This is a genomic window from Micromonospora sp. NPDC047644 (assembly GCF_040704315.1).
Lineage (GTDB): Bacteria > Actinomycetota > Actinomycetes > Mycobacteriales > Micromonosporaceae > Micromonospora.
The window spans coordinates 327,940-340,650 of the sequence record NZ_JBEYSY010000004.1; the positions used below are offsets into that span (position 1 = coordinate 327,940).

Sequence of the window (12,711 nt, forward strand, 5' to 3'; positions counted from 1 at the left end):
CGCGTACCCCTTCGTGCCGCGCTCATGCCGGACCGCCCGGCGGCCGGGCCGGGCCGTGTTCACGCGGTCCGGTCAGGCGTCGGGCTGCTGCTCGTTGGGGGACGGCGCCTCCGCTGGGCGCCACCACTGCCAGAGCAGCATGAGCAGACCGAACACGAGCATCGCCAGCCCGGCCCACAGGTTGATCCGTACGCCTTCGGCCTTGTCGATCTCGGCCCGGCTGTCGAAGATGCCGATCAGCGTCACGATGACCCCGTACGCGACGAAGAGGCCACCGATCACCCGGCGGATGTCGAACAACCGGGCCGCGGCGGAGCGCCGCTGCTCCGCCTGCGCCTCGTCGATCAGCGGGTCCTGTGCCGGCTGGCCGTCGTTGCTCATCTGCCGACCCCTTTCCTCAGAAGACCGGGATGTAGAAGAGGGCGGCCAGCGCGACCGCGATCAGACCGAGCAGCACCGGCGAGCGGTACCAGACGGCGTCCCCGGCGAGCACGTCGCCCTTCAGGTCGACGCCGCCCATGCCGTACACCAACCCGCGCAACTCCTCGTCCCGCTTAGGTGCGGTGAGCGGGGTGACGATCGCGGCGACCACCACCGCCGTGACGAACGCCAGACCGGCGCCCCAGAAGCTCTCCTCCAGGTCGGAGTTGAAATCGATCACCCCGCCCTTGTAGAGCAGGTAGAGGCTCAACGACACCAGGGTGCCCAGCAGCAGCGACCAGAAGCCGGCCAGCGCGCTCATCCGCTTCCAGAACATGCCGATGATGAAGGTGGCGAACAGCGGCGCGTTGAAGACGGAGAAGAGCGCCTGGATGTAGTTCATGATGTTGCTGAACCCGGCCGCGATGAACGCGGTGCCGATCCCGATCACCACGGCGGCGACCGTCGCCCACCGGCCGACGCGCAGGTAGTACTCGTCCGACCGGTCACGGCGGATGTACGCCTGCCAGATGTCGTAGGTGAAGACGGTGTTGAAGCCGCTCACGTTGGCCGCCATGCCGGCCATGAACGAGGCGAGCAGGCCGGTGACCGCGACCCCGAGCACGCCGTTGGGGAGCAGGTCGCGCATCAGCAGCGGGATGGCGTTGTTGTACTGCAGGTCGCCGCTCTCCGCGCCGAGGCCCTTCACGGTGACCAGGGCCACCAGGCCGGGGATGACCGTGACCAGGGGGATGAACAACTTCGGGTACGCGGCGATGATCGGCGTACGCCGGGCGGCGCTCATGTTCTTGGCCGAGAGGGCCCGCTGCACCTCGGCGAAGTTCGTCGTCCAGTAGCCGAACGACAGCACGAAGCCGAGGCCGAAGACGATGCCGATCCAGTGCGCGCCGAGCGGGTTCGCCGTGCTGCCGGTGTCCTGCCACGCGTGCAGACCGGCCTCGCCGAGCTTGGTGTCGCCGACCGCGTCCATCAGGCCGTTCCAGCCGCCGACCTTGACCAGACCGATCACGGTGACCGGGATGAGGCCGGCCAGGATGACGAAGAACTGGAGCACCTCGTTGTAGATCGCCCCGGACAGGCCGCCGATGGTGATGTACGCCAGCACGATCGCCGCGCCGACCACGATCGCCGTCCAGAGCGGCCAGCCGAGCAGCGCCTGCATGACGAGGGCCAGCGCGTACAGGTTCACGCCGGCGATCAGCACCTGGGCGACGGCGAAGCTGATCGCGTTGAGCAGGTGGGTGGGGCGGTTGAAGCGCAGCCGCAGGTACTCCGGCACGCTGCGAACCTTGGAGCCGTAGTAGAAGGGCATCATCACGATGCCCAGGAAGACCATCGCCGGGACCGCGCCGATCCAGTAGTAGTGGACCGTCATGACCCCGTACTGGGCCCCGTTGGCGGCCATCCCGATGATCTCCAACGCGCCCAGGTTCGCCGAGACGAAGGCGAGACCGGTCACCCAGGCCGGCAGGGAGCGGCCGGAGAGGAAGAAGTCGACGCTGGTCCGGATGGCCCGGCGGGCGGCGAAGCCGACCCCGAGGACGGTGACGAAGTACAGCGCCAGGATCAGGTAGTCCAGGCCGTTCATGTTGAGCCGAAGACCGTCGCCGTCCACCCCGTCACCCCTCGTCCCGACGTCCGCGCTGGTTGGTCCGCGCGCGCCCTATTACCCGGTCCGCGCGGTTTCACACCCCGAGGTCGCGACCGGCGTGTCTGGCCCCTTCGGGCGATCTGGCTGGTCCGGTACGCAAACTGGCGCCCCGGCCGTTTCGGCCGGGGCGCCAGTCAATCGGTCGGGTGGACTCAGCGACCGAGTACGCGGTCCAGGAAGTCCCGGTAGTTGCGGACCGCCATCCGCAGTTGCTCGGTGTCGGCCGAGCCGGCGTCCTGCCACCCACCCAGCGTGTTCTTCTGCGCGGCCAGCGCCGAGGACAGGGCCTGGATGGCCTCCTCCACCAGCGACTGCGCCTCGCCGGCCGCCGCCTGCGGGTCGTCGACGAAACGCAGCTGCACGTCCCGCCAACGGTCCCGGAAGCCCTGCGCGGTGTCTGTGTCGAGAAGCGTGGCCGGCTCGGCCGCGACCGTCGACCCGGCGGGTCGGGATGTTCCGGCGGACTCCAGCGTGGGGCTGGTGTCGTCGCCGGGGACCGGTTCGCCGTCCGCGTCCGGGTCGACCATCTCGGGTGTCGCGCTGCCGTATCCGGCCGCGCCCGCCGTAGCGGCGTCCCGGTCGCCGGTCAGGTCGCCGCGCCGCTCGGGGTCGCCGTCGGTGCTCCCCGGCGCGACGACGGTGCGAGCGGACGTGTCCGCGTCGGCGCGGTCGTCCAGGTCGGTGCGGTCGTTCAGGTCGGCGCGGTCGTCGACACCCGCGCCGTCGTCGAACTCCGCGTCGCGGCGGTGCAGCTCGGCGGTGGGGTCGGCGCGCAGACCCTCCCGCTCACCGTCCTCGGCGCCGTCGCCCGGCTGGGCGGTCCGCTCGGCCCTCGGGTCCGGCTGATCCTGCGGGTGCGGGCTGGCCAGCGCGGAGGCGGCCACCGCGTCGGCCACCGTGGTGGCGCCGAACGTCGTCGGCAGCGGCCCCGGCTCGTGGAAACCGCCCTCGTCGGCGGACCGGTCGTCGCGTCGGTGGCGCGGGTCGGAGTCGTCGGTCAGCTCGTCGTCGGCCGGGTCGTACGCGGCGTCCCGGTCGGTGTCGTCGGCCCGCCCGTGGGCGGCGGTCTGGTCGTCGAAGGTGCCCCGGTCGTCGAGGGCGTCCTCCGGGACGTCGGAGCGGTCGGCCCGGTCGCCGGCCGGTGGTACCGGCACGGGCGCGGACCGGACGGCCTCCGGGTGGTCGTTGCTCACCTGCTGCTCTTCCTGGCGCATCGGTGGCCTCCTCAGCGGCTCGTGGCGTCGTGGTCCGGGTGATGGCGCTGTTCGGGAGTGTGGTGGCCGACCGGCTCCTCGCCGAGTAGGTCGGCGAAGAGTGCGCGGTAGTGCACGACCGCCTGCCGCAGCTCTTCGGTGCTGGCCTCGCCCCGGGAGTTGCGCAGGTGGATCTCGTGCGCGTCCCGGTAGTTGGTCAGGGTGCGGGCGTGCTCGACGGAGAGGTGGGCGATCTGGTCGGAGAAGTCACCGGTCGGGTAGCCCCGCTCCTCGACGAGCCGGGTGACCAGAACGTCTGCGTCGCCCACCGTCTCGCCGGGGGAGTCGATGAAACGGACCTGGAGTTCCTCCCAGGCGGCGGCGTAGCGAGCCCGGGACTCCGCGGTGAGTGGGGTGAGCGTGAGCTCGGCATGCCGGCGTTCCCGGTCGCGCAGTTCGCGCTCGGCGGCGGACCGGCTGTCCTGTTCCGCCACCACCCGGTCGTACTCCGGCCCGAACCGGTTGCGCAGGGCACGGCGGTTGTTGAGCGAGCGGGCGGCCACGGCCAGCACCGCGACGATCACCAGCACGACGAGCACGATGACGACTATCTGCGTGGGCGACATGGGCTCCTCCTTCGTCATCTGCTATTCCCTCCGCGCAGTGATCGCCAATCCCGATCCGAGACACTTTCCTGACGAGGGGCGCAACCACTCACCTGTCGAGGCCTGATTCACCCCGGAAGAGGCGCTTGGGTGGTGTCGACACGGGCGGTAGTGAAACAGCCTCCGATTACGTATCCTGCCCAAGGCGCCCGCGCCGGTGCCCGGCGACGCGGCCGGGCGCGCAGCCGGCAGGCGCGGTGTCCGGCGGTGCCGGCACCCCTCCTGCCACCCCGTACGGGCGAGGTCTGATGAAAACCCGCGACTGGCCGATCCGCTCGAAGCTGACCGCGTTGGTCGTCGCGCCGGTGACCGCGCTCCTGGCGCTCTGGATCTTCGCGACCACGCTGACCTTCGGTCCCGCCCTGGACCTTCTCTCCGCCCGGACCCTGTTGTACGACCTGGGTCGCCCCGGCGAGACAGTGGTCACCGAGCTGCAACGGGAACGCCGGCTCTCGGTCGTGCAGCTCGCCGGCGGTACCGACGTGCCCGCCCTCGCCGAGCAGCGCGGGCGCACCGACCGGGCGGTCGCCGAGCTGCGACGCCGGGTGAACGGGGAAGCGCTGCGCGACGCCGCTGACGACCCGCTGGAAACCCGGGTCGACGAGCTGGTCAACTCGCTGGCGGCGCTACCCGACGGGCGGAGGTTCATCGACGAGCGCAAGGTGGACCGGGCCGGCGCGATCGGCCTCTACAGCGGCATGGTCACCGCGGCCTTCCACGCGTTCGCCGGCATGGCTACCCTCAGCGACCCGGACATCAACCGGGAGGCCCTGGCGCTCACCGCGCTGGGTCGCTCCCGGGAACTGCTCGGCCAGAGCGACGCGCTGCTGGCCGGCGCGCTGACCGCCGGACGGTTCGCCGAGGGGGAGCACACACAGCTCGTCCAGGCCATCGGCAACCAACGGTGGCTCACCGAGAACGCCGTGGCGGACCTGCCCGAGAGCAGCCGGGTCGCGTACCAACGGTTGACCGAGAGCGAGGCGTTCACCCGGCTGCGCCGTATGCAGGACGCGCTGGTCGTGCCCAACCGGTCCGGTCGGCCGGCTGTCGACGCCGCTGCCTGGCAGGCCAGCCAGGACGCGGTGCAGCAGCAGTTGCGGGACTTCGAACTGTCCGAGGCCGACGCTCTCGCCGACCGTTCGGTGCCGATGGCGGTCGGCATCCTGGCGCGGTTGGCCGCCGCGGGCGTACTCGGGCTCGCCGCAGTCGTCGTCTCGGTGCTGGTGGCGCTGCGGGTCGGCCGCACCCTGGTCCGCCGGCTCAGCGGCGTCCGTACCGCCGCGCTGGAGCTGGCGGAGCACCGGCTGCCCGACGTGGTGGCCCGGCTGCGCCGTGGCGAGCAGGTCGACGTCGCGCGGGAGGCTCCACCGCTCGAGTACGGCCACGACGAGATCGGCGAGGTCGGGCGCGCCTTCACCGAGGTGCAGCGCACCGCCGTCCAGGCCGCGGTGGACGAGGTCACCCTGCGTCGCGGGCTCAACGAGGTCTTCCTCAACATCGCCCGACGCAGTCAGAGCCTGGTGCACCGTCAGTTGCACCTGCTGGACCGGATGGAGCGGCGTAGCGAGGACCCGGACGAGTTGGCCGAGCTGTTCCAGGTCGACCACCTGGCCACCCGGCTGCGCCGGCACGCCGAGGATCTGGTCATCCTCGCCGGCTCCGCGCCCGGTCGGGGTTGGCGGAACCCGGTCGCGATGGTCGACCTGATCCGCGGCGCGATCTCCGAGGTGGAGGCGTACGAACGGGTGGACGTCAAGGCCGTGCAGCCGGCCGGCGTGCTCGGGCGGGCGGTCGGCGACGTCATCCACCTGCTCGCCGAGCTGGTCGAGAACGCCACCGCCTTCTCCCCGCCGGACACCCGGGTCACCGTCACCGGGGCGCAGGTGGCCAACGGGTACGCCCTGGAAATCACCGATCGAGGGCTGGGCATGTCCGCCGCGGCGTTGGAGACCGCCAACACCCGACTGGCCAGCTCGCCCGAGTTCGACCCGGCGCAGAGCGCCCGACTCGGCCTGTTCGTGGTGGCCCGGCTGGCGGCCCGGCACAGCGTACGGGTGCGGTTGGGCCCGTCCGGGGACGGTGGCGTGACCGCCGTGGTGCTGGTCCCCGGAGACCTGGTCACCACCGAGCCGCCGGCCGGCCCCGACCCCGCCACGCTCGACGCCGCGTCGGCCGACCCGGGCCGGCGACTGGTCCGGACGGCGCGCCGGGGCGCTGTGACCCGCCCCCGCACCCGCCCGCCGACGGCCCCGTCCGCCAGCACGGCGCCGCCCGCCGGAGCGCCGAGCTCGACCGTCCCGCCCGCGAATGGGCGCGACGAGGGGTCGCCCACCCCCGACGAGCCCGACGACGAGCTGGATGGCCTGCCCCGCCGGGTGCGACGTCGTACCCCTGCCGCCCAGCCCCGCTCGACCGTCACCGACACTCCGTCGCCCCGCTCGCCGGAGGAGGTCCGCCAGGTGATGGCGGCGCTCCAGGCCGGCACGGCGCGCGGACGCGCCACCGCCATCACCCCGCCACCGCCGACCGGCCCGACCGGCCCGCCACCGCCGACCGGGCCGGCGGTCCAGGCGGCCCCCACCGACCCGCCGACGACCCCCGAACCCCCGACCGTGACTGAGAGGGACGCCTAGTGCGGCATTCGACGAAGCAGAGCGCAGGTCTGGACTGGTTGCTCGACGAACTGGTGCAACGGGTACCCGCCGCCCGCGAGGCGGTGGTGCTCTCCGCCGACGGGCTGCTGCTCGGCTGCTCGGCCGAGCTGGAGTGCTCCGACGCCGAGCACCTCTGTGCGCTCGCCGCCGGCTTCTCCAGCCTCGCCCGAGGCGCCAGCCGGCACGTGGACGGCGGCCCGGTCCGGCAGACGGTGGTGGAGATGGAGGAGGCGTACCTCTTCGTCACCACCGCCGGGCAGGGCGCCTGCCTGGCCGTGGTGAGCGACGCCGACGCGGACATCGGGCTGGTCGCGTACGAGATGGCGATGCTGGTGATCCGGGTGGGGGAGAGCCTCGCCGCGCCGGCCCGATCGACGGCGGGTGCCGGAGATGCGGACTGAGCCGCCCGGGCCGCAGCACGAGTGGCTGGACGGTGAAGCCGGCCCGGTGATGCGCCCGTACGCCCTCACCGGAGGCCGCGTACGCTCCGCCGTCGACGGATTCAACCTGGTCGCGTTCGTGCTGGCCGTTTCGGACGTCGACGCGACGAGCCGTTCGCATCTGCTGCCGGAGCATCGACGGCTGGTCACCTTGGCCCACCGGCCGGTGTCGGTGGCCGAACTGGCAGCTGAGCTGGACCTCGCGGTCGGCGTGATCCGGGTACTGCTCGGTGATCTTCTCGCCGAGGGCCTGGTCGCGGTGCACGAGCCGCCGGCCGCCGGCATCCTTCCCGACGACGACATCCTCAAGGCGGTGGTCAGTGGACTCCGTGCGCTATGACCAGGTGGGCACCAGCACCACGATCCCGCTGGCACTGAAGATCCTCATCGCGGGAGGCTTCGGAGCTGGCAAGACGACCTTGGTGAGCGCCCTGAGCGAGGTCCGTCCGTTGCAGACCGAGGAGGTGCTCACCGGTGCCGGGATCGGCACCGACGACCTCTCCGGCGTGGAGGGCAAGTCCACCACCACCGTGGCGATGGACTTCGGCCGCATCACCATCAACGAGGACCTTCAGGTCTACCTGTTCGGCACGCCGGGCCAGGACCGGTTCTGGTTCCTCTGGGACGAGTTGGCCTTCGGCGCGCTCGGCGCCGTGGTGCTCGCCGACACCCGGCGGTTGGCCGACTGCTTCCCCTCCATCGACTACTTCGAGCAGCGGGGAATCCCGTTCGTGGTGGGCGTGAACTGTTTCGACGACTCCCGCCGGTTCAACCTGGAGACCGTACGCCGAGCGCTCGACCTGGATCCGGACGTGCCGATGGTGCTCTGCGACGCCCGGGACCGGCAGTCCGGGAAGATGGTCTTGATCTCTCTGGTGGAGCACGTCGCCCGACAGCGCGGCGAGCCGGTGCCGGCGGCCTGAGATCCGGGCCGGAAAGCCGGTTAACGGGCGAGCAACGCGGGCAGCCTCTGGTTGGATCAACGAAGGTTGCCGGCGGAGGAGTTGGGCGTGAGCGGTCAGGGTGAGGTCGTCCACATCGGGGGTTACACCGCGCAGAGCGGTGGGCGGGGCAGCGGCATCGTCGCCGCGCGTCGCGACCCGAGAAGCGGGGCGCTGACCCCGCTCGGCACGGTGGCGGTCACCCCGTCCCCCTCCTTCCTGGTGCGGCACCCCACCCAGCCGGTGCTCTACGCGGTCAACGAGCTGACGGACGGCGAGATCAGCGCCTGGCAGGTCGGTGCGGACGGCACGTTGGACCCGCTCGGCAGTCGGTCGACCGGCGGCGCGGAGCCCTGCCACCTGGCGGTGCTGCCCGGTGGCGGTCACCTAATGGCGGCCAACTACGGCAGCGGCAGCATCGCGGTCTTCCCGCTCGACCCGCGGGGCGTGCCCGGCGAGCGCACCGACCTGGTGACGCACGAGGGGCACGGCCCCGACCCGGAGCGCCAGGACCACGCCCACGCCCACATGGTCTCGCCCGGCGCGGCTCAGGGGCCGATCTTCGGCGTGGATCTCGGCACCGACTCGGTCTACCGGTACGACCTGGACGAGGCGACCGGACGGCTGGTGCCGCGTGCGCCCCGGATGCGGACGAAGCCCGGCACCGGCCCCCGGCACCTGGCCCGGCACCCGGACGGACGGCGCTGCTACGTCGTCGGTGAGCTGGACGCCTCGGTGACCGCCTACGAGCTGACCGACGACGGCGCGTTGCACCAGCGCGGGCGGGTCGAGGCGAGCAACCACGCCGGTCACGTCCAGCCGTCGGAGGTCGCGGTCGCCCCGGACGGCCGGTTCCTCTACGTCGCCAACCGTGGGGTGGGGACGCTGGCGGTCTTCGCGCTGGCCGGGGAGTTGCCCGAGCTGGTGGCCGAAGTGGACACCGGCGGGGAGTGGCCTCGGCACTTCGCCCTCATCGGGGAGCACCTCTACGTTGCCGACGAGCGGGCGGACATGGTGCGGGTGTTCCGGCGTGACGCCGAAAGCGGCGTCCTGGAGGCGTCCGGTGAGCCGGTGCCGGTGCCGAGCCCGACGTGCGTCCTGCCCTGAACGCTCGCTAAGAAGATGTGAGGGTGGCACTGGTTTGGCAACGCCGCGAGGCGGCCCCATCACTCTCTGTTGCAAAAAAGTGGTCAACTGTTTCTCCTCCGTAACTTTAGTCCGAACGGATGTGGCAGAGACGGCACCTAGTACGCAAGATGGTCACCGTGTCAGCAGGCCGCCATCGCATGCGTTCGAAACTCCACCTAGCCGCCGCCGCCGCAACGGCGGGTGTGCTCGTCGTGACGACGGGCGCGTGGTTCGGCTACCAGGAGTTGATCCAGCCCAGCTGCTCGGGAGAGATCCGACTGGCGGTGGCGGTCGCCTCCGAACTCGCGCCGGCGGTGGATGCCGCCGCGTCCCAGTGGGTGAAGGACGGCGCGGCGGTGGGCCCGACCTGCATCCGCGTCGACGTGTCCGCGTCCGACCCGGTCGACGTGGCGGCCGTGGTGGCGGCCAAGCACGGGGCCGTGCTGGCCGGTGTGGGGCAGGCCAGCGGCACCGCCGTCAGCCCGGACGTCTGGGTGCCCGACTCCTCGACCTGGCTGCTGCGGCTGAAGAAGGACGCGACGGCGTTCGCCCCGACCAACGGCCAGTCCATCGCTCGCAGCCCGATCGTCGTCGCGATGCCCGAGCCGGTCGCCACCCGACTGGGCTGGCCGGACAAGAAGTTCAACTGGACCGACCTGCTCAAGCAGGTCAACAACACCAGCTCTCCGCTGCGGACCGGGATCGTCGAGCCGACCCGCGACGCCGCGGGGCTGTCCGGTCTGCTCTCGCTGACCGCCGCGGCTAACGGCGCTGGCGGCGACGCCCAGCGCAACACCGTCGGCGCGCTCCGCGCACTGGCCATAGGGCGTTCCTCGCTCCGCAACGACCTGCTGGCCCGCTTCCCCACGGCCAACGACGCGACGTCCATCGCGAGCGGTCTCGGTGCGGCGGCTCTGTCCGAAGAAGACGTGATCGCGTACAACAGCAAGAAGCCGCCGGTGCCGCTGGCCGCGCTCTACATGGAGCCGGCGCCGATGCCGCTGGACTACCCGTACGCGGTGCTGCCCGGCATCGAGCCGAGCAAGGCGTCGGCGGCCAAGGTGCTGTACGAGCTGCTCACCAGTCCGACCTTCCGTAACCGGCTCGCCGCGCAGTCGCTGCGCGCGCCGGACGGCAACTGGGGCGATGGTTTCAAGGCGCCGCAGGGTGCTCCGAGCCCGTCCGGCGGCGCGCCGACCGCACCGGCGAACGGCGGCACCGCGGCGGGCGGCCTCGACCCGGCCGCCATCCAGCGGGTCGTCTCCAGCTGGTCGATCGCCACCCAGTCCGGTCGGATGCTCGCCGTCATCGACGTCTCCGGCTCGATGAAGGAACCGGTGCCCAGCGCCAACAACCGCAGCCGGGAGGAGGTCACCGTCGACGCGGCCCGTCGCGGCCTCGGCCTCTTCGACGACTCCTGGTCGATCGGCCTGTGGACCTTCTCCACCAAGCTCGTCGGCAACCGGGACTACCGGGAGCTGGTCCCGATCGGGCCGCTCTCCGGTCAGCGGGCCCAGTTGGAGGGCGCGCTCGCCACCGTCAAGCCCTCCAGCGGTGACACCGGCCTCTACGACACCATGCTGGCCGCGTACCAGGCGGTGCAGGAGAACTGGCAGCCCGGTCGGGTCAACTCGATCGTGCTGTTCACCGACGGCAAGAACGAGGACGACAACGGCCTCAACCAGCAGCAGCTGCTCGGCAAGCTCAAGCAGATCGCCGACCCGGAGCGGCCGGTCCAGGTCATCATGATCGGTATCGGCGAGGGCGTCAGCAAGGCAGAGCTGGAGTCGATCACCAAGGTCACCGGTGGCGACGTCTTCGTCACGAAGGACCCGAGCGAGATCGGCAGCATCTTCCTCAGCGCCATCGCACGGCGTCCGCCAGCGCCGCGCTGATCCGACGCTCAGACGTCCAGGGGCCTGCCGTACCGTCGATCCGGTGTGGCAGGCCCCCTTTCGGCTACAGGTTGTTGAAGAAAAGTGACGGCAATACGTCGGAAGCAATCGGCAGTCATAGTTGTCAAGGCAGGATGTCGACTGTTCCGGCATAGTCGGTCCGCCTCCGGACCGACGCGTCGGCCGGGGCCATCCTGTACAGATTGGGAGGGCCGGTGAGCGTGGCGACACTGTTGACCCCCGCCACGTCGGCGGAGCCGGACGGTCGACGCGCCGGGCTGGTGGCGCGCGCCGACGAACGGTCCTACATCCGGGTCCTGGTGGTGCTGGACACCACCATCCTCATCATCGCGCTGCTGATCGGGTACGTCGCCCGTTTCGGTGACGACGAGCCGACCGGCTCGGAGATCCCGTACGTGCTGGTCGCCCCCGGGTTGGTGCTGGCCTGGCTGATCTCGCTCAAGGCGCTCGGCTGCTACGACGACCGGGTGATCGGCTACGGGGCGGACGAGTACCGGCGGGTCAGCTCAGCCAGCCTGCGCCTGGCCGGGGCGATCGCGATCATCGGCTACATCGCCGATGTCGGCGTCTCCCGGGGCTTCCTGGGCATCTCCTTCGCGGTGGGCACCGTCGGGCTGGAGGTGGCGCGGTTCGCCGCCCGCAAGCGGCTGCACCGGGCCCGCTCGCTGGGGGCCGGCTGGTCCCGCAAGGTGCTGGTGGTCGGCGACACCGCTCACGTTCTGGAGCTGGTCCACACGCTGCGCCGTGAGCCGTACGCCGGCTACCAGGTGGTGGGCGCCTGCATCCCCGACGCGCTGCTGGCGCCGGTGGCGCAGCGACTGGGTGACGTGCCGGTGGTGGGGTCCTTCCGAGGCATCCCGGAGGCCGCCACCGCGATCGGCGCGGACACGGTCGCGGTGACCGCCTCCGGTGAGCTGACCGCGGCCCGGCTGCGCCGCCTCGGCTGGCAACTGGAGGGGACCGGCATCGACCTGGTCGTGGCGCCCGCGCTGACCGACGTCGCCGGCCCGCGCATCCACACCCGCCCGGTCGCCGGCCTGCCACTGATCCACGTCGAGGCGCCCGAGTTCCGCGGGGTGCGCAAGCTGGTGAAGGGTCTCGTCGACCGGTCCGTCTCGTCGTTGGCGCTGGCGGTGCTGCTGCCGCTGATCGCGTTCATCGCGCTGGCCATCAAACTGGACAGCCGGGGCCCGGTGCTGTTCCGGCAGGTCCGGGTCGGCCGGGGCGGGCAGGAGTTCGGCGTGTTCAAGTTCCGCACCATGGTGGTGAACGCGGACGCGCTGCTGGCCGAGCTGACCGCGCGCAACGAGACCGACGGCCTGATGTTCAAGATGCGCCAGGACCCCCGGGTGACCCGCGTCGGCCGGCTGCTGCGCAAGTGGTCACTGGATGAGCTGCCGCAGTTGGTCAACGTGCTGCTGGGGCAGATGAGCCTGGTCGGGCCCCGCCCACCGCTCCCCTCGGAGGTGGCCCGTTACGACGGTGACGTGGCCCGACGGCTGCTGGTCAAGCCCGGCATGACCGGCCTGTGGCAGGTCAGTGGCCGCTCCGACCTGAGCTGGGAGGACGGCATCCGGCTGGACCTCTACTACGTGGAGAACTGGTCCCTCGCCGCCGACCTCACCATCCTCTGGAAGACCGTCGGCGCGGTGCTGAACGGCCGCGGCGCGTACTGACCACCG

At 71.5% G+C, this 12,711-nt stretch carries 11 protein-coding genes; 7 read left to right on the forward strand and 4 right to left on the reverse strand.

Features of this window, described 5'->3' with window-relative positions; genetic code table 11:
* Positions 1–72: 72 nt before the first annotated feature.
* From AB0877_RS09290 to AB0877_RS09305, 4 genes are all read right to left on the reverse strand, one after another.
* Positions 73–381, reverse strand: a complete 309-nt coding sequence (locus tag AB0877_RS09290) for a hypothetical protein (protein WP_124859979.1) — start codon at positions 379–381, stop codon at positions 73–75.
* A gap of 16 nt (positions 382–397) precedes the next feature.
* Entirely contained in the window at positions 398–2,056 is a 1,659-nt protein-coding gene (locus AB0877_RS09295; RefSeq protein ID WP_366608085.1) for a sodium:solute symporter family protein, read from the reverse strand.
* 188 nt (positions 2,057–2,244) lie between these two features.
* Positions 2,245–3,306 carry a hypothetical protein gene (locus tag AB0877_RS09300; RefSeq protein ID WP_366608086.1) on the reverse strand — a complete coding sequence of 354 codons (1,062 nt, stop codon included), beginning with the start codon at positions 3,304–3,306 and terminating at the stop codon, positions 2,245–2,247.
* Between the two features lie 11 nt (positions 3,307–3,317).
* Positions 3,318–3,911 carry a hypothetical protein gene (locus tag AB0877_RS09305; RefSeq protein ID WP_366608087.1) on the reverse strand — a complete coding sequence of 198 codons (594 nt, stop codon included), beginning with the start codon at positions 3,909–3,911 and terminating at the stop codon, positions 3,318–3,320.
* Between the two features lie 287 nt (positions 3,912–4,198).
* Between AB0877_RS09305 and AB0877_RS09310 the strand changes: the two genes are divergently transcribed.
* The 7 genes from AB0877_RS09310 (at position 4,199) to AB0877_RS09340 (ending at position 12,705) form a co-directional block, all read left to right on the forward strand.
* Complete coding sequence (locus AB0877_RS09310; protein WP_366608088.1) at positions 4,199–6,583, forward strand: nitrate- and nitrite sensing domain-containing protein; 2,385 nt, start codon at positions 4,199–4,201, stop codon at positions 6,581–6,583.
* Positions 6,583–7,005: a roadblock/LC7 domain-containing protein gene (locus AB0877_RS09315; RefSeq protein ID WP_366608089.1), complete on the forward strand. Its 423-nt coding sequence runs from the start codon at positions 6,583–6,585 to the stop codon at positions 7,003–7,005. The genes AB0877_RS09310 and AB0877_RS09315 overlap by 1 nt, the downstream gene beginning before the upstream one ends.
* Complete coding sequence (locus AB0877_RS09320; protein ID WP_366608090.1) at positions 6,995–7,384, forward strand: DUF742 domain-containing protein; 390 nt, start codon at positions 6,995–6,997, stop codon at positions 7,382–7,384. Before AB0877_RS09315 ends, AB0877_RS09320 begins: the two co-directional genes overlap by 11 nt.
* Positions 7,365–7,967: an ATP/GTP-binding protein gene (locus AB0877_RS09325; RefSeq protein ID WP_355008977.1), complete on the forward strand. Its 603-nt coding sequence runs from the start codon at positions 7,365–7,367 to the stop codon at positions 7,965–7,967. The genes AB0877_RS09320 and AB0877_RS09325 overlap by 20 nt, the downstream gene beginning before the upstream one ends.
* Before the next feature lie 87 nt (positions 7,968–8,054).
* Positions 8,055–9,092: a lactonase family protein gene (locus AB0877_RS09330; protein ID WP_366608091.1), complete on the forward strand. Its 1,038-nt coding sequence runs from the start codon at positions 8,055–8,057 to the stop codon at positions 9,090–9,092.
* 158 nt (positions 9,093–9,250) lie between these two features.
* Positions 9,251–11,008, forward strand: a complete 1,758-nt coding sequence (locus tag AB0877_RS09335; protein WP_366608092.1) for a substrate-binding domain-containing protein — start codon at positions 9,251–9,253, stop codon at positions 11,006–11,008.
* Between the two features lie 281 nt (positions 11,009–11,289).
* A complete protein-coding gene (locus AB0877_RS09340) occupies positions 11,290–12,705 on the forward strand; it encodes a sugar transferase (protein ID WP_366608144.1) in 1,416 nt (471 codons plus the stop codon).
* Positions 12,706–12,711: the final 6 nt, after the last annotated feature.